We start from the raw sequence: 25602 nt of genomic DNA, 5'->3' as shown, positions 1-25602 counted from the left end.
TCACTGAAGTTGGCAATCAATACGAACGCCTCAGTGTACCATGCACCGAGGCGGATCGCACCTGTAATACAGCGCTCAATTACACGCTATGTGCGATGTTGGCGGTTGATAACGTCCAGTTGAGAGGACAATGGCGCCGATTGACTCTTACTTTTTAACCGTTGATTTAGCTGGTTGCCGAATAAGGTTAGCAATATCCCCAGTGCTAAAGGGCAGATCAAGCAAAGTGAACCGAACGAGAGTGAGCGACCGTAGAGGATATTCTCCAGACTTAACGCGATAATCGGAAAGATTAGGAAGACGATGGAGGCCTGAAACGCTGTTGCACGCTTCTGCAGCATAAAATAACACATAATGCCAAACACCCCGGCAAAGGCACCTAAATAGACCACTGCGAAAAGTGAGTGCGACGAAAAGTCAGCGATCACCGGATGCTCCGTAAACCAACCGACGACAGTTAATAGCAAGCCCGCTATTAAACAGGGTAAAGCATTAAAGGTAAGCACCGAGACTGAACAGCAACGCTTTTTGCATAAGGCATACATTACTGCATGAATAACGACCGCGGCGACTAACATGATACTGCCCAGCAACTGACCGGACGCCGCACCTTGTGACTCGCGCAGTAAGACGGAAATCAACGCGACCAGCGCAATCGTCAATCCCAATAATTGCACAGAATTGGTTTTTTCACGCAGTAGAACAATCGAGGCGCAGAGTACGGCTACCGGCATCATAGCGAAAATAACCGATGCCAATCCCGAGCTCACCCAACGTTCGCCATAAATCATTAAGGTGAAAGGGATGGCAAAGTAAAAGAGGCTAATCATTGCTTGAAAGGTACGCTGCCCCTGAGGAAAAAGCAGGGGAGAACGACTTAATTTCAGGGCAAGCAATAACAGGGGGGCGGCACAAAGGAAGCGTAAGCCCGTGGCAAAGAGGGGTGGAATCGATGTTCCCGCGATTTTCATTGCTAGCCAAGTGGTGCCCCACGTCAGTGAGACGATGACAAAGAGTAATGTTTTGATGGCAGAATTCATCTTGATAACCTCGGCAAGTAGAGGCATAAACTATATCGAGATTATCGGAGAAAGAATTTTCTTGTTATAGGAGAAAAAGCGATCCTGGGAGAAAGTATTTTTATAGAATCGAAATTTTATAGAAATTATTTCTTCTTTATTGGGTTTGGATTAAGAATTATTGCTCAAACCAGTGTAATGCCGTTAAAGGGAAACGGTTGCCAGACTGCCAAAGTTTGATGCTTTCCGCGACTAAGGGCGAACGTAGCTGTGAGGATTCCATAATCTGTGCTGCAGATAACCAGTGGCAACAATCAATGTCGTTATCTTGCGGAGCGGTATCGAGGCACTTCTCGATCTCGCAACAAAATAGGAAACGAATGAAAGGCGTTCCGTCATTGGCTGTCCATTGATGCACACCGAGTAAGTGCTCGGGCGATAAGGCAAGTCCGGTCTCTTCCACCAGTTCACGTTCCATCGCAGCAATCAAGCTTTCCTCTGCTTCGAGATGACCCGCAGGTTGATTCCAAGTCACTTTTCCGTCTACACGTTCTTCAACGACTAACAGTTTTCCTTCAGCATGTACGACGCAGGCAACGGTAATATGGGGGGTAAACATAGCCGACTCCTTAAGCTTGGTTATTATCGATTTTACGCCATTCACCTGTTGTCAGCCCCTCAAGTCGATAAGGACCAATGGCATAGCGAATTAAGCGTAGTGTAGGAAAGCCGATATGAGCGGTCATCCGGCGGACTTGTCGATTACGTCCTTCAAATAAAGTTATCTTCAACCATTGTGTGGGAATTGCTTTACGCTCACGAATAGGGGGCGTACGCGGCCACAGCCAATGCGGCGGCTCGCAACGTTCAACCCCAGCAGGGAGGGTCGGCCCATCTTTTAAGGTGACACCCGTTCTGAGGGGGGCGAGTTGCTCGTCACTGGGGTTGCCTTCCACTTGGACATAATAAATTTTCTGTGTGCGTTTACCCGGTTGCGTCAATTCGGCCTGTAATTTTCCATCATTGGTCAGCACAAGCAGTCCTTCGCTGTCGCGATCTAAGCGACCCGCGGCATAGACATCGGGTACCGCGATATAATCTTTCAGCGTGGCACGACCCGCTTCGTCGGAAAATTGCGGGAGCACATCAAAAGGTTTATTAAACAGAATAGTAGTTGTAGGACCCTGACGGTGTCGGGGGGCAGCCGGTTTTCTACGGCGTGGTGGGCGAGTGAGTGGCTTCATATTCACGTTATCCGGCGCATTATTTTGGCCAGTATACCTTAGACGCTTGAGAAGTTAACCTTTGTCACGTGAGGCTTTCAGTTGATGTCTAGCGGAGATTGCAGTAAGTTTTCAGGGGTCTTATCGCGAGAGAGGTTTAACGTTACTCTTTTGTTGTGCAATTGTGTAAGGCTAAAAAGGTGCTGTAAAGAGTCACTAGACCGAATAACGATACTAATTACTTTAGGCATGCCAATAGGTTATCTTTCACCAAAAAGAATTTTGCGACGCATCGGTATGATTTTTTTCTAGGAAATTAGGGATGATTTCGCGTAACATACCCCGACACATTACAAGTCATTAACAAAAACGCTCGAAGGAGAGGTTGATGGAAAGCAAAGTAGTTGTTCCTGCATCAGGCCAGAAAATCACGCTAAATCAAGGCAAATTAACTGTTCCCAACAACCCGGTGATCCCTTATATCGAAGGGGATGGGATTGGCGTTGATGTCTCTCCTGTGATGTTAAAAGTGGTCGATGCGGCGGTTAATAAAGCCTACAACGGTGAGCGTAAGATTTCCTGGATGGAAATTTTCACTGGAGAAAAATCGACAGAAGTGTATGGCAAAGACGTTTGGTTACCGCAAGAAACTCTCGACCTGATCAAAGAATACCGCGTCGCGATTAAAGGCCCATTAACCACACCCGTCGGCGGTGGCATTCGCTCGTTAAACGTTGCCCTGCGTCAAGAGTTGGACCTTTATGTCTGTTTGCGTCCAGTTCGCTATTATACTGGTACACCAAGCCCGGTGAAACGCCCTGAAGATACCGATATGGTCATCTTTCGTGAGAACTCAGAAGATATCTACGCAGGTATTGAATGGAAAGCCGGCAGCGCAGAAGCCGATAAAGTGATTAACTTTTTACGCAACGAAATGGGCGTGAAAAAAATCCGTTTCCCAGAGCAATGTGGTATTGGTGTGAAGCCGTGTTCTGAAGAAGGGACGAAACGTCTGGTTCGCGCTGCTTTCCAATATGTTATCGATAATGACCGTGATTCACTGACTCTGGTTCATAAAGGTAACATCATGAAATTCACCGAGGGTGCTTTCAAAGATTGGGGTTACCAGCTAGTTAAGGAAGAGTTTGGTGCCGAATTATTAGATGGCGGCCCATGGATGAAGGCGAAAAACCCGAAAACCGGCAAAGAGATCATCATTAAAGATGTGATCGCTGACGCATTCCTGCAACAAATCCTGTTACGTCCTGCAGAGTATGACGTAATTGCTTGTATGAACTTGAATGGTGACTACATCTCCGATGCACTGGCTGCGCAAGTAGGCGGTATCGGTATTGCGCCGGGTGCCAATATTGGCGATGAGTGCGCACTGTTTGAAGCCACTCACGGTACTGCACCGAAGTATGCTGGCCAAGATAAAGTGAACCCAGGTTCAGTGATCCTCTCTGCCGAGATGATGCTCCGTCACCTCGGCTGGTTCGAAGCCGCGGACTTAATCGTTAAAGGTGTTGAAGGCGCAATCGCCAATAAGACCGTGACTTACGATTTCGAACGTCTGATGGAAGGCGCTAAGTTACTGAAATGTTCAGAGTTTGGTGATGCGATCATCAGCAATATGTAATGAGTCACGCTGCGTGATTGATAAGAGCGGGTACTGAAAAGTGCCCGTTTTTACTGCTAAAAATTCTTCCCCAAAACTCTTCCCCAAAACTACCCCGATTTTAGTGAAATAGTGACCCAATCTTTACCCCGATCGTTATGATATCGGTCAGTTTGGCGCTGGTTTTTATGCCCTAATAAATCCTTAGTGTTGATTTTTGCTCCCTATATATTCACTCCAATAGCGATCTAATTTCGTGAAAAGTAGGGGGCGAACCTTTGTCCCAGGATAATCCAGATAGCTCGCGAATTTTTTTAAAACTAGTGCTGATCGTGTTGGGTTTGACAATCCCAGCTCGTCTTGCTAAAAGAGGCACAGGCTGAATCTTAGAAGAATCTGGGGTTGGGCGAACTTGTGACGAAGGATGCGCTAACGGCGAATGAAACCGGTGCGGTACCTATGGCTGACAAGACGCTACCAGCAGGAACCGATCAGAATGGTATAACCACATCTGGCCAATATTTCCAGAACGTGACCAACAACGCGACTTTGTTGCTTAACTATCCAGAGGCTGTGGCCGGTGTGCTGGTTGTCCATAGTACGGGGGTCGATGATGGCGGATGTCGACAGGGTCATATGCCTTATAATTCGACACTCGAGTATCGGCGATCCGCAGGGGTTTTCTGCGCGGAAAGCGTATTGATGAAGTGCCGGGTAGCCCCGGCATTGTTAATCGTATAGCCAACGCCCAGCTTTAGCTGATTCTATCAGCATACCGAGTGTTAAAGGTTTGGCTGATATTTCAGGGACCTTTTGTGATTCTGGACGGAGCCAGTTAGGCAGTATGCCTTTTTCGTAAGGCCAGTATGTAATAAAGTTGAATCCAGTACTATCAACAGTAAATTGCTGAAAATAGCTCTGCATAATTTCGTGGCCTGTCTCCCTTGCCCACGGATACTTGCCCGTATTTATGCTAGTTTCCGGTGTCAATATTGGGGATGTTTTGGCAAAAAGTGGCTTAGTATTGTAGGTCGTCTCATACCAGCGAAGGACGGCTGTTTCGATATCTCTCACCATATACGGTCATCCTTTCTTGCAATCCGATTGTATGCACTGACGGTGCGAAATCCTATTTGCAAGACGTCATTCATCACAAAGGCAATGCCAAGAATTGGTATCCAACGCCCTGCAAAAGCGCCTAAGTTATTCACATAACTAAACCGTAAGTCCTTAATACTTTCATTTGTCAAAGTGGGCCAACGATTAACCCGAAACTTCAACCAACGCCTAAGATTTTCACTAAGGATTGATGTTCCCGGTGTTGCTCCTGCGGGCTTCCTTCTTGTAGTTTGGGTGGGTTGACCTAGGATGATAAGAGCTAATGCCATAATATCACTTGCACCTAGCTGCTTCTGTGCTTGTTCAAGAAATATGAAAAAAAATAGTTCGCCAGGTGTCAGATTAATTAATCCATTGTAGAAGTATGTACCATTTAGCTCTTCAACCGTATCCATATATCCTTCCTTGATTTTATGAATTCAGTTTAAAATATAAAAAAATTCCTGGACAGATTCAAATAGTCGTTGCAATTTCATATAACAAAATGCTTTCCCAAAACTAAAGCTTACTATGTGGATTTATTGCCGTTATTGAGTGTAAATTAGCGTGAGTTTCATAAATGTTTTTACTTGTTAATTTCTATGAAATTCAAAAAATTAACTTTAGTTTTTAAAGATACTGCTCCGTCACATGGGCGGCTTCGACGCCGCGGACTTTATCGTTAAGGGAATGGAAGGTGCCATCGCCAATAAGACCGTGACTTACGATTTCGAACGTCTGATGGAAGGCGCTAAGTTACTGAAATGCTGAGATTTTAGTGATGCGATCATCAGCAACATTTAAGCATTGAGTTGTAGCGAGTAAGAGAAGCGGGCGCCGAAAGGGGCCCGTTTTTTGTTCGCCTGCTAAGGGTTATCAAAATATTATCAAAATAAGTTATCAAAACCCCTCCCAATTTATACCGCTACAGTGGTCCAATCCTCACCGCGATCGTCATGATCTCGGTCAGTTTGGCGCTGGTTTTTATGCCCTAATAAATCCTTAGTGTTGATTTTTGCTCCCTATATATTCGCTCCGATAGCGATCTAATTTCGTGAAAAGTAGGGGGCGAATCTTTGTCCTAGGATAATCCCAATCGCTCGCGAATTTTTTTAAAACTGGTGCTGATCGTGTTGGGTTTGACAATCCCAGCTCGTCTTGCCAAAAGAGGCACAGGCTGAATCTCAGAAGAATCTGGGGTTGGGCAACTTGTGACGAAGGATGCGCTAACGGTGAATGAAACCGGTGCGGTACCTATGGCTGACAAGACGCTACCCGCAGGAACCGATCTGAATGGCATAACCGAATCTGGCCAATATTTCCAGAACGTGACCAGCAACGCGACTATGTTGCTTAACTATCCAGAAGCTGTGGCCGGGGTACTGGTTGTCTATAGTACAGGGGTCGATGATGGCGGATGTCGACAGGGTTATATGCCTTATAATTTTACACTCGAGTATCGGCGATATGCATTCGGCAGTCCGCTGGGGTTTTCTACGTGGAGAGCGTGTGGATGAAGTGCCGGGGAGCCCCCGGCATTGTTAATCGTATAGCCAACGCCCAGCTTTAGCTGATTCGATCAGCATACCAATGGTGAAGTCAGGTACAGGTATGGGTGGTGCTTTTTTGAGAGGATTCCATGAGAAAGGTTTGGTAGGGTAGTAGGTTTCAAGCTTGTAATTACCCCGTTCAACCTTGAACTTTTCGAAGAAATCATTCATCAGATCTTCGACTTCAAGTTCATCAATACTCAGATCAGTATCAAGATCAGTTTCAGGTGTTAACGCCACCTTCTTTATGTTGAACAGATACGTACCAGCATAAGGTCGTACAAGCTCATAAACTCTCTGCTCAATATTGTTTACCATAACTTATCCTTGCTTCGTGCTATGGTGTTGTAGTCACGTAGGGTGCGGTAGGTAATTTGTGTCAGATCAGAAGCAAGAATAATCACACCCAACAAAGGTATTGAGCGACCAACAAATGGTGCAATGTTACGAACCATAACACGGCGAGCCGTCCAAGGTGAGTAACCGCCAAGCCAGGTTGGTAATGAAATGCCAAGGGGGAATTTTGTTTTCCTGAATACGGCTCTTGCTCCAATAGAGGCATAAGATGTACCTTTGGTGGCATTGGCGAATTTCCCTCTTGTGCCTAAGTTGTTTCTCCCTGAGACAATGGCGATGACAGCACTAAAATCAGTTACACCAATCCCGAATTGACTTGCAGTATTCTCGCAGAAAATTATAAATAAAAGTTTCTCTGCGGTTAGATTTGATTTTCCTGCATAGAAATAAGTTCCATTTAACTCTTCAACCGTATCCATATATCCTTCCTTGATTTTATGAATTGAGTTCAAAATATAAACAAACTCTTAGGCGGATTCAAGCAGCCTCTGCATTTTCAGATAACAAAATTCTTCCCCAAAACTCCCCCGATTTTAGTGAAAGTGTGACCCAGTCTTCACCGCGATCGTCGTTATAACGGTCAGTCATTTTTGATGTTTTATGTCCCAATAATTTTTGAGTATTGATACCCTGCTCGCGATAGAGTCGCTCCGATAGTGATCGTTGTGCATGAAACGTCGGGGCTGCATTCTCTGGCCAGATTAGATCTGATTTTCCTCGTGCCTTTTTCAATACAGTGAGGATTAGATGAATAAATCTAACTTTTGCTGAGTTAAAGGATCAGATCATGAATCATTCGGCACCAATGCTCGTCCCGTGACAAAACAGAAATATAGAATTACCCACTGACATACCTACAACAAAGCTCTTGTTCATCGCGGCGCTATCACTTTCTGGCTTGACGATAACGCGATTAAAGCCTGGTATGAGTTCGCAGCATCTTTATCATGGAGACGACCTCAGCACTATTCTGATTTCGCCATCACGACTATTCTGGACATTGAGCGTCTATTCAAGTTTTCCCTGCGGGCTGCGCAGAACTTCATGGACATCGTTTTTACGTTCAGCTGCGTTGTTCGGAGTCTGATTTATTCAACTAAAGACTCACACCCATTCAAAACAGGCATATGTTAGAGCAGGTTAAATTTTGGGATAGGAAGTCTCAAATAAAATCAGTATGTTAAGCCTTTAAATTTCTATTCAAGATGTTACAAAATAAGGCGAGAGAAAATTTTCTACTTCTTGTCTTCCGATTCCTAACGTATAGCTAACACCTGCATTTTTTAAAATATTAAGTCCTGCGCCCCTATTTCTAGGATGAGGGTCCTGGAGAGCAATATAGACATGTTGCGGTTTAATTTTAGCAAGTGTTTGAGCACAGGAGGGGGTTCTACCTTGGAAAGAGCAGGGCTCAAGCGTGACATATATTTCGCACTCACTAATCGGAACGGTTAGTTTTGAGATGGCATCTATTTCTGCATGATGGTGGCCAGGGGATTGTGTAAAACCTTTAGAAACCATATTGCCCTTATGGACTATCACGCAACCTACAGGTGGGTTTGGTCTGCATTGAGGTAAGGCTAGACGTGAAGTTTCAAGTGCTAGCAACATAAATTTTACATTTTCGCTCATCCGCTTTCATATCCAAATATGTATATAGGTTTACGCTTTTTAAGTCATCTAGTATGAATGTCCCTTTTTTGAGGTGATTTTGCTCTAGCAAGCCTCAAAATTTGATTTAAGAATATCCATGAAGTAAGTGGGAATGTAAAATAATCTTTCCTTTAAGTTAATAAAAAAATTATTGTTTAATCAGTTATATATTTTGTAGTGGGACGGGAAAAGATGAAAAGAACACGTTCTATGATTTTGATTTTAACGCGAATGAGCGTGATGCGACACCGGATAAGCCAAAAATTAGTATTGGACTCACCAGTGAGTATAAAGTAACACGTTATAGCGAAGCGCAGATGATAGACATCTGGGATAGGCTAGTGAATTCGCTGCGCTATAAATGACGGATAAGATTCTGTGCCGAGGATTGTTTGAGTCTCTTCGGTGAGCTAACTAGGGGTTGAGGAAGGAGTTCTCACCATGCCATATCGTTATGTACTGACAGCCTTAACCTTTATCACTACTGGGATGATCCAAGCATTGCACGGCACGATAACCCATAACCACCCGTGTCGTTCAATATGGCAGTGACTGAGAAAGGGCCATCGTTTTATGGAAACAATCGGTCCATTCCTCGGCAGAAAACATGAATTGGCAAAAATGTAGCGATATTGGCCGTCGTTATGTAGTGGGGAAAATATGCTAGGCGGTCGCGTACCAATTTTGAAAAGTATTTTTTAGTTAAATATTCTACGTTTGTGAAGGGGCGGTGAGTGAATATGTCTTTATCATTAAATGATCTTGGTCAACGTATTTGTATCATAGGGCCATCAAACAGCGGAAAATCCACACTGGCAAAAGCAATAGCCGTTAAAAATTCGTTACCGCTCATCCATCTTGATCAACTACATCATCTCCCTGATACAAAGTGGGTGCCGCGTGAACCGGAGGATTTCTTTCAGTTACATGAAGAGGCTATTCGTAAAGAACGCTGGGTAATAGAAGGAAATTACTCCAAATGTATACCCTCTCGATTAGAACGAGCCACGGGACTGCTACTCATTGATATACCCGCCTCCACAGCATTGCTGCGCTATATAACTCGATGCTATTCGTCAAAACCGAGAATCGGTGGTCTCACTACCCAAAGGGAGGCGGTGACATGGGAAATGATTAAACATATTCTATATCATTCACCTAAAAACCATGTTCGTCATAGAATGTTTTTTGAGCAGGCAACTATACCTAAGCTGATACTCGTTTCACCTCGTGAAATCAATGCTTACGTTAAAAGCTGGGGGCTTCTCTAGCATTTTAAAAGAGTAACAAGTCTTGAGCCATTACAGGGCTTGATAGAATTCGCGCTTGGTATCAAAGACGGGGCGGCAGAATAGCATTGAGCGGCCTTCCCCAAGCCCCTTTATAACTCCAACATGATGGACTATCGGTTGATAAAGTGGTTCAGTAGAGTGATTTAAATGTCAGCTTTGCCACAGGAGAACCGTATTGCTGAATCAGATATGTTTTGAACCTGCACCGAATGAAAAGTTGGATTCACAGAATAAAGATCCAATTGAACGAGTAGCAGATATTTTCACGCTTAACTTTTCAGCAAGGGAATATAAAAGGTGAAGGGATTGTTGAGACAAAAAAGCCCTAATCTTAAGATTAGGGCTATTGGCTTAGGCTTTAATTCGTTTACCGTTAGGTAGGGTATTCACGCCCCACATTCCGGCGACTGAACTAACAATCGCGCCTAGCAGTAGGGCTACGAAAGACCATAAAGAGATTTTTGCTGCCGCTTTTGCCGCTGCATCGGCTTTCTGTTTGGCCTCTTGCTTAAATTGAGCATATTGCGCTTTAGCTTGGTTCACCTTGGTTTGTAGTTGGTCGATACTTTCATTCGCTTGCTGTACCGCTTTATCACGAGCTTGAATAAAGTTATTGACCGCTTGATCCGCCTGTTCTTGCGTCATCGAGGTGTTTTGCGCTAACGCATTTTTAACATCATCGCGATTAACCGACTTGCTGATTGTCTCAGTGTGAGATTTCAATTTATCGGTAAGTTGACTAATGATTTGATCGCTGTTTTCAGGGTGAGTAGCAATGGATTTTCCTGCATCCATCACATCATTCCCCGCTTGCTGTAACTGGTCGTGTAAATACTGAGGTTGTAATTCAGGAATATTCGATTTTTTCAGCGCATTGATCACGTCTTGATTGGTATCAGACATATCAATGTTGGTGTTAACCCCTAATTTATCGAACATCTCTTTGCTAAAATCGGCAGTGTTTGCCACGGCCTTGCCGGCACCACTGACTACGGTACCTGCACCGGAAGCCACTGAGCTTACCGCGCTTCCTGTGAGTTTAATTAAACCACCGACTGCAGAGAAACCTAGTACGGTTGCAACCAGTAACGTGGTTCCCCAAATTAGGAAACCATGGATTAAGCCATCCGCGCCCGCTAAGCGGCCCGCAACAAATCCACCTGAAGCCAAACTGATAATTAACGCAATCACCGTCCAAATCATTACGGCTTTATCGGCACCGTTAACAATATTGTCCTGTGTGGGGGAGAGAAGAGAGAAGCCTAAACTAGCGCCGAGAGTAGTTAATAGTAGCGAGACTGCTAACACCGTGATAACGCCTGCAATAATGCTACCCCAAGAAATCCGGTTGGTTATTTTAATTTCGTTTTGTAATTCCATCTTTAACTCCATTTTAAAAGAATGACCCATTAATCAATGTAGTTCAAAGTTAGGAAAATTCTAATTTTTTTCTTCTATTCTGAGTTACTGCTTCAGTAACCAGCTAGAATGCTATGACGTGCAGGGTATTCAGACGTTGGAAAGTAAGGGTAAAACGCTTAAGCGAAGAGGGCGGAGTGATAAACTCCGCCAAAAAATAGCAGAATGTTAAGGGTTGTTTTTCACTACCGCATTTTTCTGTGCCGACAATGCCGCAATAAACTGATCGTCGAGATGCAAGTGTTCCTTAACCAATTCAACAGGCGTACTGGCTAACCACTGGTTAAGTGAGATATCGGCATAATAATCGCTTTTAAATAACTCTAAAAAACGCAGCGGCGTATCGCCGGTATTTTCAACATAGTGCCCCATAGCAAAAGGAACATAACCGACATCGCCCGCACGATAATCAAATGTACGTGCTTGACCCGATGAGGCAAATACCCCCATCCGTCCTTGACCCTCTAAATAATATTGCCACTCATCATTATTAGGATGCCAATGCAGTTCTCTTATCCCACCAGGCGCTATTTCGACTAAGGCGGCAGCGATGGTTTTTGAAACTGGGAAATTGGATGAATCGGTAATACGGACTGTACCGCCTGCAGAGGTAATGGGTGTTTGTTGCATCATACGGTGAGTAAAAGACTGTTTTGATTTTTTTCCTTTTTTGGGCGTGACTGAGGCAATATCACCAGGCACTTTCCCAGCAAAAATATATTCACTTGCAGGAGAGGGTAAATGTGAGAAGACTGATACGGGCACATTGAAGTTTTTTGCTAAGACTTCTGGCGGAATATGTTGGAACCAATCGGAAAGCAGGAAAGTACTGTCCTCATCAAAGCTTCCATCATCAAAGGCTAAAAGGAATTCGCAGCCATCATTCCCTATTCCCTGAATGGAATGTGGAATCCCAGGCGGGAAATACCAGAGATCTCCTGCGGAAATATCATCGATAAACCAGCCTCCGTCGGTATCGAATGCGGTGACTCTCGCATGACCGTAGGTCATGAAGGCCCATTCACCTTCTTTATGCCAGTGAAGTTCACGAATGCCCCCTGCGTTGAGGCGCATGTCTACACCGGCAATGGTTTGCGCCACCCCCAATTCTCTATTGGTGACTTGTCGTGTCCATCCACCACTGCTCCGTCGAATATGGGCATCACTAAATGAATAGCGTAGGTTGGGTAAGGTGCCGCTGTCCGTCGAAGGGGGATAAACTAAATCCTTATTTTCTTGCTCACGAAGGGGATCGTGGGGACCAGGAAAATCGGCCTTAAAAGGATAGGCTTTTGTATCGTTATCATGAGCGAGCACTTCACCTGCAGCAAGCATCATGGTGCCCCCTGCAGCAAAAGACATAAAATTGCGCCGTGTGAAATTAGCCATTTAAAACCTCTTGTTAGTGTTTACCCTCCTTTTTACGTGAGTAAAGGTAAAACAAGAAATAGTCGATGTAACATTATGTTAGCAATATAATTACTATTATCGAAAAATCCTATTGTGAGAATACGTCATTTTAATAGCTTGAATCCTTCACCTTTAATTTACTTCAAGTAATCTCCCTATTTTTAAGTAGGTTAAGAGATTTTTTTATGGAGTAAATATTTTTCCTGTAGAGGACACAATGAATTCGGTCGTTAACAATTAGAATAATTTTTACAAATGTCGTACAGGTTAAATAAGGGAAGATAGCGTTTGCCAGAAAAATAGGGCGGGGATCTTTGTTATTATAGGAGGTTAATCCCTATAATTTATGTTTTTAACCCCCCCTTAAACCGCTATATTATTTTTACTCGTCATCTGAGCATGCCTCTTGAAATAGTAAAGCGTCAACTTTTGGTTATCAGATGTTCCACCTTTAGTGGTTATTCTTTAAATAATGAATATCCTGCCTCATAACAGGGTGGGGTGGTTTTTTTCCAGAAAGAAGTTCGTTACCGGGAACTTAAGCAGAGCGAATAAAATCGATACGACGGCAGTTGATGTCGGGTAATGCACCACACTGGTCATCAGATAGCATCACAGCTCGATAAAAAATTTAAATACCTTTATATTCTCGTTTATGTGGTCTAGGCTTAATTTATAGCGTCGAAGAGCAGGGATTTTCTATCACTAAAGGATAAGTGCCGCTATGCCATAAACCTTTGAACGGAAACAAAGGTCTTCCTGAATAGAAAAGTAATTTCCTAGTTGGCCTTTCATTAGAAGGGCCTTTTTTTATTGAGTCCTGAGTGACAGTCTATGCAGGATATTCCCTGATTTACGTTGTTGTGCAGAAGGTCAATAGAATTTTGGCCCTCATTACCTAGATAGAGTGGCTATTCTACGGTATTCTATGTCACATCATTCTCGACTCCGAACGGGCACCACAATGTCTCAGTCTAAGCGTAAATTCTGGATGATCACGCTACTCGCAGTTATCGTCGTACCTTGTATTATCATGGCTGCACTCCTAATTACCGTGATGTATGTGAAACCGTATTAACGCCAAACTCTTGGTGGGAGAGTGCAAATCATCATCTTGCACTCTTTACTCCAACCAATCCCCCTCTAACGCCAAGCCGTCACTAGACTCAATAAGTGCTTTACGATTCATAAGAATTTTGATTGAGTAACGCTTTACTTCATTTTGAGGCATAGGTTATGGAACACACTTACCACTCTTCTATTACGTGGACAGGTAACTTGGGGCAGGGTACCGCACATTATCGTGGTTATGCTCGAACCTGGGATATTACCCTCCCCGGTAAAGCCATTATTTCCTGTTCTAACGATCCCTTGCTAGGAGGGGACCCGACTAAGATGAATCCTGAGGATTTATTAATGTCGTCGGTGTCGGCTTGCCATATGTTGTGGTATTTGCATCTCGCTTCAGCTGCGAGCGTAACCGTTGTCGCCTATCAGGATAATCCCACTGCGGTTGGAGAAGTATTACCTAACGGTGCGGGACGCTTTCTCTCCATGACCTTACATCCGGTGATTACAGTTTTACCCAATACCGACCTCGATCTCGCAAGAAAATTACATGATGATGTACATCCTGTCTGTTTTATTGCGCGTTCAGTTAATTCTCCTGTGACCTACCAACCCCGGTTTATTATCGCCTCTGACCAAGGCTAATCTTACGTCTTAGTTTAATGACCTCTGGCCGTAACGAAGCGTTCATTATGTGTTAACAAGGAGTTCAGGATTGGCACAGCAAAATATTACCTTAGTCACTGGCGGTTCGCGGGGGATAGGTAAGGCAACGGCGCTATTACTCGCTGAACGAGGGCATAAGGTCTGTATTAATTACCGGCAGCGAGATCAAGAAGCCCAAGCGGTTGTTGAACTTATCCGTCAGCAGGGCGGTTGTGCGATCGCAATCGCCGCTGATATTAGCGATGAGCAGCAAATTATTGAAATGTTCGCCGAGATCGACCAACGGCTAGGGCCGATAACCGGGTTGGTCAACAATGCCGCCCGTCTTTTCACGCAGTCAACAATTGAACAGCTTTCTGCCCCTCGCTTGGAGCAGCTCTTTGCCGCGAATATCAGTGGCTCAATTCTTTGTGCCCGCGAAGCTGTCAAGCGGATGTCGACCCAGAATCAAGGGCGCGGAGGCGCTATCGTGAATGTTTCATCGGCGGCGGCAAGATTGGGTTCGGCTTTTGAGTATACGGATTATGCAGCCTCCAAAGGAGCTATCGACACCTTTACGCGTGGTCTAAGTGTAGAAGTCGCTGCTGTGGGTATCCGGGTGAATGCGGTACGTCCTGGGTTTATCTATACCGATATGCATGCTGAGGGGGGCGAAGCCGATCGCGTTGAACGGCTAAAGTCACAATTACCGATGGGAAGAGGGGGTCAGCCGATCGAAGTGGCTTATGCGATTGCCTGGTTGCTATCGAAAGAAGCTTCTTATGTTACGGGTAGCTTTATCGACCTCGCGGGAGGAAAGTAGGGGTCTTACTTGAAATAACTCGGAAAATAGATAGACTGGTCTGTCTATTTAAGGGGTCTATAACTATGTCGGCTAAAGAAAAAATACGCGAAGCGGCCCATACGCTGTTTTACAATCACGGTATCCATGCGACAGGTATTGATAGCATTATCAAGCGTGCGGGAGTCGCTAAGCAGAGCTTCTATAATCACTTCGTCTCGAAACAGTGTTTAGTTTTAGATTATCTCGCCCTTCGCCATCAACAGTGGCTTGACCTCTATGCGCGCAGACTGGAGCAAGCAAAAACCCCTCAAGAACGTATTTTGGCAGTTTATGATGCCTACCAAGATCATGCTGAAAAAAAGTATGAGAATGGGTTTCGTGGCTGTGGTCTACTCAATGCAGCCGCTGAGTTTCCTGTTGACTCCTTAGAACGGCGATGTGTGGCTGAGCAGAAAGCGCAAATTCAGCAATTTATTGAATCTGCGCTGTGTGAGCTATCGTCGATTGAGTCTCAAAACGCGGCGTTATTGGCGCAAGAGTTCGCTTTTTTACTTGAAGGCAGTATCAGTCTTGCTGGTCTGAGTGGTCATTCAGCCTTGATCGAGCTGGCTAGGCACTCCGTTGCCCAGCGATTGGTGGCGCTATGAAGCCTACTGCATTGGGGAATAGCTGTGTGGTGATGGCAGCATTACTTTGGGGGACTACCGGGACTGCGGCGCGCTTAGCCCCTCAATTAAGTCCAATTACCATTGCTTGTGTTGCAATGGGTGTGGGGGGAATACTGCAAGCATTGTTAGCCTTACCGGCTATTGTTGGCTCACTCTCGCAACTTAAACAACACCGCTACTTACTGATTTTTGGTGCCTGCGCTGTAGCCATTTACCCTTTGGCTTTTTACTGCTCAATGGATTTTGCTGGGGTGGCGATAGGAACAGTGATTTCCATCGGCTCAGCGCCATTATTTTCTGCCCTGATTGAAAACCGTTTAGAAGGTAGTGCGTTATCTAAGCAGTGGCTCTGTGGAGCCTTAGTCGGCGTGATAGGTATCAGCTTACTGGCTCAGTTACACACTGACTCCTCAACAGATAGCGGCCCCCCCTCACATGCCTTACTGCTTGGCGTTGCCTTAGGGTTAGTGGCTGGGCTGACCTATGCCTTATATTCCTGGACGGCGAGAAGGATGATGGTGAAGGGAATAATGAGTCGCGCGGCCATGGGCTCGACCTTCGGAGTCGGTGGGATACTGTTGCTACCATTATTGATATTAACGGGAGCGCCTTTACTTGATTCTTGGCGTAATGCGGCGGTGGGAAGCTATATGGCGATCTTTCCTATGTGCGTAGGGTACCTCTGCTATGGCGCAGGACTTGCACGCATAAAAGCCAGTGTGGCAACGGCAATTACGCTACTTGAACCGGTCGTGGCAGCCTTACTTGCTGTATCTATTTTAGGTGAAACCCTCTCCCCACTGGGCTGGTTGGGGATAGGGTTAATCGTCAGCAGTTTAGTGATCACCGCGTGGCCGACGCGCTCAACCGCGAGTAAATGAGATTAGGTGTCCTGTTATTGACCGTAGTGTTACGGGGTACCGGTAAATAACGAAGCGGTGAGGGTGATCGCGATCACCCTCACCGTTAAGATTACTCTGCAACCAGCCACATATCGGCTTCTTCGAACATCTCTTCTAACAGGCGGTTAAGCTTTTCACGATCACTCTTACTGGCATCACTGTTTAATCCATTGGTTTGCATCGGTTTAACCCGTACCTCTGCGTCAGGAAACAGTCGTTTAACACGCTGTGTCAATTCTTGCAGAATAATGTCAGCAGCGTTATCGAGCCCGGCAACATTTCTTTTATCATAAACTAGCTCTACGTACATAACTCACCCATTAACTGTATAGATAACCAGTATAGTGCCTAGGCGGTAAGTACTTGTCAAGAAGGACTTTTAACTGCAAGTGATAGCGATTCTCGAAATATAAAGCAGTGTTTATCAGGATAATCCACTATGATTTAACGGCGAGAAAAAAACCTCATTCGATAACCTGTGGAGTGTGTTATGAAAGCGATTGTCTATCGTGACCATCAATTACCCATTACTGATCCTCAAGCCTTGTATGAAATTGAACTGGATATGCCATCCCCCGGTGAACGCGATTTACTGGTTAAGGTTGCTGCCATATCGGTTAACCCCATTGATACCAAAATACGGCGCAGTTCATCAACCCAAGAACCGCGTATTTTAGGCTGGGATGCTGTGGGTGAAGTGGTGAAGGTCGGGGAACACGTTACCTTATTCTCGCCCGGTGATAAGGTCTACTATGCAGGATCCTTGGTACGTCCAGGGACCAATGCTGAGTATCATCTGGTCGATGAACGTATTGTTGCGAAGAAGCCTACACAGTGCAGTGATGCGGAAGCTGCCGCGTTGCCCCTTACCGTACTGACGGCCTGGGAACTCTTGTTCGATCGCTTAGCGGTAGATACCGAACAGACCAAAACCTTGCTCATTATCGGCGCGGCGGGTGGCGTGGGCTCTATGTTAACGCAACTTACCAAGCAATTGACCCGTCTGCGTGTTATTGGTACGGCATCCCGCGCAGAGACCGTGCAATGGGTGAAGGCGTTGGGCGCCGACGAGGTGATTGACCACACGCATTCGTTAGTTGAAGGCTGCGCGAAGATAGGCATTGAACAAGTCGACTATGTGGCGAGCCTGACGCATACCGATAGTCACTATAAAGACATTATCGAATTATTGGCGCCACAAGGGAAATTAGGATTGATTGACGATCCCAAAACACTGGATGCGTTACCCCTCAAACGCAAAGCCATCTCTCTGCACTGGGAGCTTATGTTTACCCGTTCTCTGTTTGAAACCGATGATATGATCCGTCAGCATGAGATCCTCAGTCGTGTGGCAGCGCTAATTGATGAGGGGGTACTGACCACCACGCTTGCAGAACATTATGGCACCATCAACGCGGAGAATCTGCGTAAGGCTCACGCCATGTTGGAAAGCCATAAAGCGAAAGGCAAACTCGTTTTAGAAGGTTTTTAACCAGAGTATTGGGCGAAGGGGCAGAGCTCGCTTCGCCCAACAGTGAGATTAGCGAAGCTGAGCTATTTCTTGTTCGGTCAGCGCTAAGCCTTGGCGGGTACCACTTTGTGACGCACTGACAGCGGCTTCAATCACTGCCATCACCGCCAGCGCTTCTACTGCGGGGACCGGGTTGTTATCACCCTGGCGTAAAGCGTTAGCAATACCTTGATAGTAGAGACGTTGATCGCCAGCAGGTGTCGGTAATAAGTGGGATTTTCCTTCAGGGCAATAATAGATAACCTCATCATTATCCTGTCCCCAGGTTTCACTGCCCGGTAGAATACCCGCCGCTAATTGAGATTCTTGCTGGTCAATGCAAGTTTTCACTAAACTCCCCTCGGTGCCATGCGCGACAAAGCGTAGGCTCCCCCCCGCTGCAAGCATTGAGCAATGAAGGATCACCCGATGTTTCGGATAGTTCAACACCACGTGTGCCCAATCATCGATTTGTGCGCCTTCGCGTAATAAACAGATATTCCCTTCAACCGAGTCCGGTAAACCGAAAAGCTGTAAGGTTTGGTCGACCAGATGTGGGCCAATATCAAACCATAAACCGCTCCCAGGTTGTGCTTGCTCACGCCAGCGATCACGTACTTGAGGTCGGAACCTGTCCATATGTGACTCGAAATGGGCGATATTACCGATCTTACCCGCTTGGATGTAGGTTTTTATTGCCAGAAAATCACTATCCCAGCGGCGATTATGGAAGACAGAGAGGAGTCGCTGTTGTTGAGTGGCTAACTGTATTAGCTCGCGAGCTTCTGGCAGGTCAAGTGTAAAAGGCTTATCGACAACCACATGCTTGTTAGCCAATAGGGCGAGTTTGGCAAGGGAAGCGTGAGTCTGGTTCGGACTGGCGATGACCACGAGATCCACGTGTGGATGTGTAATAGCGGCTTCAGCGCTGGCGATGACCTCGACGTCTGGATAATCCTTATGAACTTTTTCACTGTCACTTGAGGCGACAACGATTAACTCTAACCCTTCAATAGCACTGATTAATGGGCCATGAAAAGTTTTACCGACAAAGCCATAGCCGATCAAAGCAACCTTAATACGGGGGCCAGTTTGTAGAGGAAGCTGACTCATATGCGTCCTTTTTGTAGGGTAAATGTTACGATATTCTAATTAATTAACAACGTTAACAGGAATCCGCGACGAGGAGAACCTTAAGACCTGACTTGATTTCATTTTTTAGCCCGATTATGGTGTAGAGATCCTATCCCTGACCGAGTGTGTCATTCGTGCAGACCGCATTTCGTTTCACCCCAAAAAAGAGTCAACACGTGCTTTTACTATTACTGACTAGCCTCGGTTGCGTGAGCCAAGCGGCTTTAGCGGACACACTCACAGTCACCTATGCTGGGTCGATGGGAGTCGTGATGGATAATGGCCTAGGGCCTGACTTTGCCAAACAACACCATATTGATTACCAAGGCCAAGGGCAGGGGGCTTATGGTATGGCGCGTTTACTGTCGGCTAAAAAAGTGGTCGCCGATGTTTTCGTCTCCATCACGCCGGGACCGATTGATATATTAAAACAGGCCGGACTTGTCGATCAGGCCCAACCCGTAGCCAGTACTCGCATGGTCATCGCTTATAACCCGCAGAGTCGTTTCGCACAGCAGTTTGCTCAGTCAAGAAGCGCGGGGCAGATACCTTGGTGGAAAATTCTGTCAGAACCTGGACTGCATTTTGGCCGTACGGATCCTACTAGCGACCCACAAGGACAAAATATTATTTTCACGCTAAAACTTGCCGAACGTTATTATCAACAACCCGGATTAGCGAAAAACATTATGGGTGAGCTGATCAACCCACAACAAATTGCGGCAGAAGGAGGGTTGTTAGCGCGCCTGCAAGCTGGACAGGTGGATGCCGCCTCAGGATATGAAAGTGCGACGCGTTCAGCCAAACTGCCTTATGTTGTGTTACCTGACCCAATCAATTTGAGTAATCCCGACTACAGCCAACAATGGTATGACAAAGTCAGTTTCGCCTTAACCGATCACACTGGTCAGCGTAAAACCTATCATCCCCAACCGTTAGTCTTCTATGCCGCGGTACTCAACAACGCGCCACACCCGCAATTGGCTCAACAGTTTGTGCGTTACCTCACCAGCGAGTCGGCCCAACAAATCTTCAAGGATAATGGTTATGACCAGCCCAAAGGAAAAGCACTTTACGCACGTTAACCCCCCTCGGTGAACTTGATGCTATTACGCGGTTTGATGTTTCCGGCTCTGTGTTTGCTTGCAGTACCGTTTATTACTTTACTGATGGTCACCCCATGGCATCACTTTGAATTAGCTTATGGCGATGGCCGCGCCGTCTGGACATCTCTAAGTTTAAGCCTAATTAGCTTGCCCCTAATTGTGGTGTTGGGGACGCCTGTCGCTCTATGGTTAGCAAAAACGCAATCGTCGTGGCGCTTAGGAATTGAAATTGGGTTACTTATCCCATTATTAACGCCGCCATTAGCAATGGGGATTTTACTGGTAACGGCGTACGGGCCTTATGGGTCGCTAGGGGAAATTATTGCGCGGATTGGTGTTAATTTAACCAATACCCCCGCGGCGTTTATCCTCGCTCAACTCTACGCGGCGTTGCCCTTTTACGTGTTAATGGCACGAAATGCGTTTGAAGGTGTTCCCACGGCGGTCGCCGAAGTGGCGCAGACACTTGGAGCAAGCCGCTGGCAGCTTTTCTGGCGCTTAACATTACCCTTAGCGAAACGTGGATTACTCAATAGCCTCTCTTTGGCTTGGGCGAGGGCACTGGGGGAATTTGGCATCGTGATGATATTCTGTTATTTCCCGCAGGGCATCCCAGTCAAACTCTACGTTGATTTACAAAATGGGGGAGTGGACGCTGTCTATGCATTATTATGGATTTTACTGTTAACCAGTCTACCGTTTCCATTATGGTGTTTTTATCGTTCGCGAAAGCAGAAAGGCTAGCCCGCAAGCACAGTGCGGGCTATCGTTTAGTAAAGGGAATGCTCGCCTTGGGGGCGGGTTTTAAAGCGGCGGTGCAACCACATATACTGCTCGGGGGCCATCATCACACAGCGCTCGACCAGTTTATTCAGAGCAATGGCGGTGTTGACATCAGAATCCACAGGAATGTCTTCCGCCGCCGGTAAAATCACCATCTCATAGCCGCTATTCCCCGGTAAGCGACGCGCCAAAAAAGGGATGATGGCGGGCTGGCTCATTCTAATCAACATATAGCTCCCCTTGGTCGAGGCGGCATTTTCGACGGCAAAAAAAGGGGCAAACACACTACTTTTAGGACCATAGTCGTGGTCAGGGGCGTACCACAGAATGTCACCTTGCTTGAGGGCACGTATCATCCCCTTCACATCACGGCGGTTGATCATATCTTTATTTGAGCGCATACGGCCATAGGTCTGCAGCCAATCTAAGACTGGATTATTGTTGGGTCGATAAACGCCAATCCCTGGGTTGTAGATACCAAAAATACGTGCGCCGAGTTCTAAGGTCAGAAAGTGGACGCCCAGTAACAATACCCCTTTACCTTCTTGTTGAGCTTTCGTGATGTGCTCAAGACCGGTCACAGTAAAGTGTTTTTTTACTCGATCATCAGACCAAAACCAAGCCATACCGGTTTCAAATAGTGCCATGCCCACCGATTCGAAGTTTTCTTTCAGCAGTTTTGCTCTTTCCACCTCCGTTTTTTCAGGAAAACAGAGGTGTAGATTACGCGCGGTGACATACACGCGGTCTGTCAACACTTTCATTGCTAGGCGTCCGACGATTGGCCCTAGCTTGTTCAAAAATTTATAAGGTAACTGCACGACTAAATAAAGCGCGCCAATGCCACACCATAATAGAAAATAGCGTGGATGCAGTAATTGGCGAGTAAACTTAGGCAAAATGGTCATTATAAACCCTGATCATCTCAATAAATTTTAACAATATGGCGGGTATTATATCGTAATCAAGGAAAAAATACTGGGTTAGCTTTGTAAAAGCCCTACACATCATAGAGATGCCTGCCAAGTGCGGGTTGTGCCACGCTAATCATAAAGTGTGATCAATTTGCTACACTTAGTGAATAGTAGAATGACGAGACTCTTTATGGCCCATGAACATGACACTGAACTTTATCGCTATCCGCAGCAACTCCGCGAGACTCTTGAGCATCTTCCCGCGACGCCTGGCGTCTATTTTTTCTGGGCGACGAATAGCCATGTGCCGCTCTATATAGGTAAAAGCGTTAATATCCGGTCCCGTGTCCTGTCACATCTGCGCACGGTACGTGAAGCAAAGCTATTACGGCAAACAGATAGGATCACTTATACCGAGACGGCAGGGGATATTGGCGCACAATTACTTGAGGCCACATTAATTAAGCAGCTCATTCCGCTACACAACAAGCAGCTACGCAAACAACGGTCGCTCTTTTCTTTACAATGGCGTGAACCGGGCATCGCATTTGTCAGCTCTAACGAACATAATTTTGCTCGTACCCCGAACCTTTACGGTTTATTCCGTAATAAGCGGACCGCGATGGAGTTCACGCGAAATTTAGCCGATGAGTATCAGCTCTGTTTAGCCACATTGGGCGTTGAAGCTGCACAACGGGGAAGAGGGTGTTTTCGGTCAATGCTGGGGAAATGCCGTGGGGTGTGCCAAGGTAAGGAAACGATTGAGGATCATAGTTTACGCGTCATCAACGCTTTATCTGCTTGGCAAATAAAAATGTGGCCCTATAAGGGGCGAGTGGCGATACATGAACAACGTGAGGGATTTAATGACTATCATATTATTGATCACTGGCGCTATATCAATACCGTGAGTATCTTGAGCGTGTTACCTCAGGACCAGCACGAAAACAGCTTTGATGGCGACAGTTATCGGATTCTTTGTCGTGCGCTATTCAGCGGTATCGAGGTTATTCCGTTAGACGAGTAAAGGGTAGAAGGTAAAGGATTTATACCCTTTACCTTTTCATCGAGGGAAATCAGTCAGGTCATTATGGAGAAGTGCATATCTTCAATCAGTAAGGCACCCTGACGTAAGATAGTACGTTTTCCTACATACTGCTCACGGATTTGTGGCCATTTTGGTAGCTCAATACACTCTTTCTGCCATACGCCACGGTAGTCGGGATTAATCGATTCAAATTCGTTTCTTGTTAAGGTAAACATTCGTCTTCTCCTCAGATTGCTCAACACCAGACCCTGCAAAATGATCCCAGCACAGGACGTGGATTCGGAAAACTTAGGCATTATCGCCAATTCCTGAAACCCATATAACAACTATAGTGTGACAATCAGATGACGGGGTTTTTTTTACAAAAATTGAAATTTCTTTTTGAATGCTGGACTTGAAGGGAAGAAGATATGGGGAGACGTAATAGAGTAGACCTCATTGATCTACTCGTTATGCAAAACGTTAGCAGATAACTCGCTTAGAGCGGACGGCGACGTCTAAAAATCCTAATGCCGCCACTTTTAACCGTCACCAAAATAATCCCGATAACGACTAAGTTCGCCCCCCAAACAAAAGTATTTTGAATGGTTTCATGTAATAGCAACGCCCCTAAGATTACGCCAAACAGAGGTGTCATAAAAGTGAGCACCCCCAACTGTGAGGCAACATATTTTTTGAGCAGCGCAAACCAAGCAAGGAAACTTATAAAACAGATCACCACAGATTGAAAAGTTAATGCGGTGATATTTTTCAGCGTCGGTTCAAAAAGGGTGTTACCGCTCAACCAACTGGCCAGTAAAAGAATAATAAAAGAGACAATTAACTGATAAAGCAGAATGGGTCTTGACCCCATCTGGTTGACCCTTGTACTGCGGATCACCACAGTTGTTGCGCCCCACATTAATCCGGAAAGTAATGCAAAGAAATCGCCCTTCAGCATGGTACTGTCACCAAAACCACCCGAAAAGGACACGCAGATTCCGATAAAGGAGAACACAATGCCAACCCATTGTAATCCAGATAAACGTTCATCTTTAATAGCGAAGTTTAGGCCCACGGCAGCAAATATGGGTGAGGTGTAGAGAAACACTACGACATGACCAGCAGTGGTATATTTTACGGCTTCAGAAACAAAAAAATACTCTAAAGAGAAAAGTAGTCCGACTAATCCGCCCATTAACCACATGCCGTTGGTAATAGGGAAGCGCTGACGCTGCACTATCATCAGTACCGCGAGCATCAATGCGGCGATACCTGAACGAAAAGCAAGCAAGAGTAGCGGAGAGAAATTACCGGCTATTTCTTTTAAAATGACTTGTTGTGAACTCCAAACAAGACAAATCAATAGCATCGCAATGACCGCAGTACCATCAAGTTGTTTTCTGACGTCCATAATGCTCCTGTTTAGTGTCGAAATAATGAGTGGGCGCGGACTATATCATAGAACTTATGAATGGTTAGCGCGCTGAGCGGAATAATCCGTCGCATAAAAAAAAGCCCGCGCGAGGCGGGCAAGATAACTAGAGCAATCTGAGTAAGTTGGGTGAATACTTGATTGTTTTTCTCAAGTATTCTGTCACCTAAAAATAGCGTCACAAAGCACTTATTGCAACACTATTTCAGGCGTTAGACACAAAAAAAGCACCCGAAGGTGCTTTTTCAATTATCAATAAACTATTTTCTGCCGAGCAGATAACCGAAGGCCACGCCCACGGCGGCGGCAACAGCTAAACCTGCATAAGGCTTATCAGACACTTGTTGCTTGATTGTATCAGCCGCGTCTTTCACTGCATAACTTGCTTGCGAAGCATATTTACGCGCTGCACCACGTGCAGAATGATCATCTTGATCGGTCACGTCACCGTAGGCTTCTTCCGCTGCACCTGCATACTCTTCAACTTTATCTTGAATTTTACTGACCATTAAAATGCTCCTTGGTAGGCTGATGTAATGTTGATAACTTAACTATAGCAAAGAAAAAAATTTATGCAGCGCTTACGGACTTTTCCTAAGAGAAGAGCACTTTATGGCCCAGCGACGGAGACAGGGCAGGTCCAAGTCACCATAGTATCTTGGCTTGCATCAATCAGTCGAAAACGGTCTGTAGAGAGTCGCTGAGCAAGAAAGCCTTCAGAGGTGGTTGCACTCGGGACATAAAGAGCGCGATTAGCGCTGTGTAGATAGCCGCTGTGCACGGTGGTACCCTCATCAGTCACAGTGAAACGTTGTATCTCATCGAAAACCCAGGCTTGGGAATGGCCAGTAACTTGCCCACTTAGCGTTGACACCTCCCCAGGGCATGACCGACCGTAAGGTTTATGGCTACAGCCAGCGAGTATAAATGCAATTGGGACTAGGTAAATCATTCCTCGCATCGTGA

31 protein-coding genes and 2 pseudogenes are annotated in these 25602 nt (G+C 45.7%); 15 read left to right on the top strand and 18 right to left on the bottom strand.

The features are described 5' to 3' along the window. Window positions 1-86 precede the first annotated feature (86 nt). The 3 genes from HH682_RS02360 to rluE all read right to left on the bottom strand — a co-directional run bounded on the left by HH682_RS02360 (window position 87) and on the right by rluE (window position 2263). Window positions 87-1040 (bottom strand): DMT family transporter, encoded by a 954-nt coding sequence (locus HH682_RS02360; RefSeq protein ID WP_214235864.1) that lies wholly within the window; start codon window positions 1038-1040, stop codon window positions 87-89. A gap of 157 nt (window positions 1041-1197) precedes the next feature. Further along, window positions 1198-1638: an NUDIX domain-containing protein gene (locus HH682_RS02355; protein WP_214235862.1), complete on the bottom strand. Its 441-nt coding sequence runs from the start codon at window positions 1636-1638 to the stop codon at window positions 1198-1200. 10 nt (window positions 1639-1648) lie between these two features. Then, window positions 1649-2263, bottom strand: coding sequence for a 23S rRNA pseudouridine(2457) synthase RluE (gene rluE, locus HH682_RS02350; protein WP_214235860.1), 615 nt, complete (start codon window positions 2261-2263; stop codon window positions 1649-1651). A gap of 367 nt (window positions 2264-2630) precedes the next feature. Between rluE and icd the strand changes: the two genes are divergently transcribed. Then, window positions 2631-3881: an NADP-dependent isocitrate dehydrogenase gene (gene icd / locus HH682_RS02345; RefSeq protein WP_214235858.1), complete on the top strand. Its 1251-nt coding sequence runs from the start codon at window positions 2631-2633 to the stop codon at window positions 3879-3881. Window positions 3882-4274: 393 nt separating this feature from the next. Beyond that, window positions 4275-4601, top strand: a complete 327-nt coding sequence (locus HH682_RS02340; protein ID WP_214235856.1) for a pyocin knob domain-containing protein — start codon at window positions 4275-4277, stop codon at window positions 4599-4601. Here HH682_RS02340 and HH682_RS02335 read toward each other — a convergent pair. Together HH682_RS02335 and HH682_RS02330 are read right to left on the bottom strand one after the other, a co-directional pair. After that, a complete protein-coding gene (locus tag HH682_RS02335) occupies window positions 4590-4937 on the bottom strand; it encodes a DUF1493 family protein (protein WP_214235854.1) in 348 nt (115 codons plus the stop codon). The two genes, HH682_RS02340 and HH682_RS02335, sit on opposite strands and share 12 nt — an antisense overlap. Further along, window positions 4931-5374 carry an STM2901 family protein gene (locus HH682_RS02330; protein ID WP_214235852.1) on the bottom strand — a complete coding sequence of 148 codons (444 nt, stop codon included), beginning with the start codon at window positions 5372-5374 and terminating at the stop codon, window positions 4931-4933. The genes HH682_RS02335 and HH682_RS02330 overlap by 7 nt, the downstream gene beginning before the upstream one ends. A 217-nt stretch (window positions 5375-5591) precedes the next feature. Here HH682_RS02330 and HH682_RS02325 point away from each other — a divergent pair. Next, window positions 5592-5729: pseudogene (locus HH682_RS02325) on the top strand (NADP-dependent isocitrate dehydrogenase); the annotation flags it as partial. A 440-nt stretch (window positions 5730-6169) separates the two neighbouring features. Beyond that, a complete protein-coding gene (locus HH682_RS02320; protein ID WP_214235850.1) occupies window positions 6170-6475 on the top strand; it encodes a pyocin knob domain-containing protein in 306 nt (101 codons plus the stop codon). A 24-nt stretch (window positions 6476-6499) separates the two neighbouring features. Here HH682_RS02320 and HH682_RS02315 read toward each other — a convergent pair whose 3' ends face one another. The 3 genes and pseudogenes from HH682_RS02315 to HH682_RS15695 form a co-directional block, all read right to left on the bottom strand. Further along, window positions 6500-6826, bottom strand: coding sequence for a DUF1493 family protein (locus HH682_RS02315; protein ID WP_214235847.1), 327 nt, complete (start codon window positions 6824-6826; stop codon window positions 6500-6502). After that, window positions 6820-7284 carry an STM2901 family protein gene (locus HH682_RS02310; protein ID WP_214235845.1) on the bottom strand — a complete coding sequence of 155 codons (465 nt, stop codon included), beginning with the start codon at window positions 7282-7284 and terminating at the stop codon, window positions 6820-6822. Before HH682_RS02310 ends, HH682_RS02315 begins: the two co-directional genes overlap by 7 nt. A gap of 58 nt (window positions 7285-7342) precedes the next feature. Continuing rightward, a pseudogene (locus tag HH682_RS15695) lies at window positions 7343-7609 on the bottom strand (site-specific integrase); the annotation flags it as partial. Window positions 7610-7750: 141 nt separating this feature from the next. Between HH682_RS15695 and HH682_RS02305 the strand changes: the two are divergent. Next, complete coding sequence (locus HH682_RS02305; protein ID WP_214236045.1) at window positions 7751-7999, top strand: transposase; 249 nt, start codon at window positions 7751-7753, stop codon at window positions 7997-7999. A gap of 66 nt (window positions 8000-8065) precedes the next feature. Here the strand turns inward: HH682_RS02305 and HH682_RS02300 are convergent, their stop codons facing one another. Then, window positions 8066-8497, bottom strand: coding sequence for a bifunctional diaminohydroxyphosphoribosylaminopyrimidine deaminase/5-amino-6-(5-phosphoribosylamino)uracil reductase RibD (locus HH682_RS02300; RefSeq protein ID WP_214235843.1), 432 nt, complete (start codon window positions 8495-8497; stop codon window positions 8066-8068). A 179-nt stretch (window positions 8498-8676) separates the two neighbouring features. Between HH682_RS02300 and HH682_RS02295 the strand changes: the two genes are divergently transcribed. Together HH682_RS02295 and HH682_RS02290 are read left to right on the top strand one after the other, a co-directional pair. Next, on the top strand, window positions 8677-8883 hold the full coding sequence (locus HH682_RS02295) for a T6SS immunity protein Tli4 family protein (protein ID WP_214236044.1): 207 nt from the start codon (window positions 8677-8679) through the stop codon (window positions 8881-8883). A 375-nt stretch (window positions 8884-9258) separates the two neighbouring features. Continuing rightward, a complete protein-coding gene (locus tag HH682_RS02290) occupies window positions 9259-9789 on the top strand; it encodes a P-loop NTPase family protein (RefSeq protein WP_250318521.1) in 531 nt (176 codons plus the stop codon). Window positions 9790-10161: 372 nt separating this feature from the next. Here the strand turns inward: HH682_RS02290 and HH682_RS02285 are convergent, their stop codons facing one another. Next, on the bottom strand, window positions 10162-11190 hold the full coding sequence (locus tag HH682_RS02285; protein ID WP_214235840.1) for a TIGR04086 family membrane protein: 1029 nt from the start codon (window positions 11188-11190) through the stop codon (window positions 10162-10164). 207 nt (window positions 11191-11397) lie between these two features. After that, entirely contained in the window at window positions 11398-12618 is a 1221-nt protein-coding gene (locus HH682_RS02280) for a cupin domain-containing protein (protein WP_214235838.1), read from the bottom strand. Between the two features lie 1257 nt (window positions 12619-13875). On the opposite strand from HH682_RS02280, the gene HH682_RS02275 reads away from it, so the two are divergent. The 4 genes from HH682_RS02275 (at window position 13876) to HH682_RS02260 (ending at window position 16706) form a co-directional block, all read left to right on the top strand. After that, window positions 13876-14352, top strand: a complete 477-nt coding sequence (locus tag HH682_RS02275) for an OsmC family protein (RefSeq protein ID WP_214235836.1) — start codon at window positions 13876-13878, stop codon at window positions 14350-14352. A gap of 70 nt (window positions 14353-14422) precedes the next feature. Further along, a complete protein-coding gene (locus HH682_RS02270) occupies window positions 14423-15175 on the top strand; it encodes an SDR family oxidoreductase (RefSeq protein WP_214235834.1) in 753 nt (250 codons plus the stop codon). Window positions 15176-15240: 65 nt separating this feature from the next. After that, window positions 15241-15804, top strand: coding sequence for a TetR/AcrR family transcriptional regulator (locus HH682_RS02265; RefSeq protein ID WP_214235832.1), 564 nt, complete (start codon window positions 15241-15243; stop codon window positions 15802-15804). Beyond that, on the top strand, window positions 15801-16706 hold the full coding sequence (locus HH682_RS02260; protein ID WP_214235830.1) for a DMT family transporter: 906 nt from the start codon (window positions 15801-15803) through the stop codon (window positions 16704-16706). The genes HH682_RS02265 and HH682_RS02260 overlap by 4 nt, the downstream gene beginning before the upstream one ends. A 91-nt stretch (window positions 16707-16797) precedes the next feature. Here HH682_RS02260 and HH682_RS02255 read toward each other — a convergent pair whose 3' ends face one another. Further along, window positions 16798-17037: a DinI family protein gene (locus HH682_RS02255; protein WP_214235828.1), complete on the bottom strand. Its 240-nt coding sequence runs from the start codon at window positions 17035-17037 to the stop codon at window positions 16798-16800. Between the two features lie 180 nt (window positions 17038-17217). Here HH682_RS02255 and HH682_RS02250 point away from each other — a divergent pair, with 180 nt between their 5' ends. Then, window positions 17218-18219, top strand: coding sequence for a zinc-binding alcohol dehydrogenase family protein (locus tag HH682_RS02250; protein WP_214235826.1), 1002 nt, complete (start codon window positions 17218-17220; stop codon window positions 18217-18219). Window positions 18220-18267: 48 nt separating this feature from the next. On the opposite strand, the gene HH682_RS02245 is transcribed toward HH682_RS02250, so the two are convergent. After that, complete coding sequence (locus HH682_RS02245; RefSeq protein WP_214235824.1) at window positions 18268-19350, bottom strand: oxidoreductase; 1083 nt, start codon at window positions 19348-19350, stop codon at window positions 18268-18270. Between the two features lie 197 nt (window positions 19351-19547). Between HH682_RS02245 and HH682_RS02240 the strand changes: the two genes are divergently transcribed. Together HH682_RS02240 and HH682_RS02235 are read left to right on the top strand one after the other, a co-directional pair. Further along, window positions 19548-20456, top strand: coding sequence for an extracellular solute-binding protein (locus HH682_RS02240; RefSeq protein WP_338049294.1), 909 nt, complete (start codon window positions 19548-19550; stop codon window positions 20454-20456). A gap of 18 nt (window positions 20457-20474) precedes the next feature. After that, a complete protein-coding gene (locus tag HH682_RS02235) occupies window positions 20475-21221 on the top strand; it encodes a molybdate ABC transporter permease subunit (RefSeq protein ID WP_214235822.1) in 747 nt (248 codons plus the stop codon). A 26-nt stretch (window positions 21222-21247) separates the two neighbouring features. On the opposite strand, the gene HH682_RS02230 is transcribed toward HH682_RS02235, so the two are convergent. Beyond that, the gene (locus HH682_RS02230; protein ID WP_214235820.1) at window positions 21248-22168 is read right to left on the bottom strand and encodes a Kdo(2)-lipid IV(A) acyltransferase; all 921 of its coding nucleotides are present in this window, start codon (window positions 22166-22168) and stop codon (window positions 21248-21250) included. A gap of 196 nt (window positions 22169-22364) precedes the next feature. On the opposite strand from HH682_RS02230, the gene HH682_RS02225 reads away from it, so the two are divergent. Then, entirely contained in the window at window positions 22365-23201 is an 837-nt protein-coding gene (locus tag HH682_RS02225; RefSeq protein WP_214235818.1) for an endonuclease, read from the top strand. Between the two features lie 53 nt (window positions 23202-23254). Here HH682_RS02225 and HH682_RS02220 read toward each other — a convergent pair whose 3' ends face one another. The 4 genes from HH682_RS02220 to HH682_RS02205 all read right to left on the bottom strand — a co-directional run bounded on the left by HH682_RS02220 (window position 23255) and on the right by HH682_RS02205 (window position 25597). Continuing rightward, window positions 23255-23437, bottom strand: coding sequence for a hypothetical protein (locus tag HH682_RS02220; RefSeq protein ID WP_214235816.1), 183 nt, complete (start codon window positions 23435-23437; stop codon window positions 23255-23257). Between the two features lie 263 nt (window positions 23438-23700). Then, entirely contained in the window at window positions 23701-24615 is a 915-nt protein-coding gene (locus tag HH682_RS02215) for a DMT family transporter (RefSeq protein WP_214235814.1), read from the bottom strand. Between the two features lie 281 nt (window positions 24616-24896). Further along, window positions 24897-25145: a glycine zipper domain-containing protein gene (locus HH682_RS02210; RefSeq protein WP_214235813.1), complete on the bottom strand. Its 249-nt coding sequence runs from the start codon at window positions 25143-25145 to the stop codon at window positions 24897-24899. Between the two features lie 101 nt (window positions 25146-25246). Beyond that, a complete protein-coding gene (locus HH682_RS02205) occupies window positions 25247-25597 on the bottom strand; it encodes a hypothetical protein (RefSeq protein ID WP_214235811.1) in 351 nt (116 codons plus the stop codon). Window positions 25598-25602 lie beyond the last annotated feature (5 nt).

This window comes from Rosenbergiella gaditana (genome assembly GCF_018494065.1).
Taxonomy (GTDB): Bacteria; Pseudomonadota; Gammaproteobacteria; order Enterobacterales; family Enterobacteriaceae; genus Rosenbergiella; species Rosenbergiella gaditana.
Note: the sequence above shows the minus strand (reverse complement) of the source record. Positions and strands in the feature narration are given on the sequence as shown.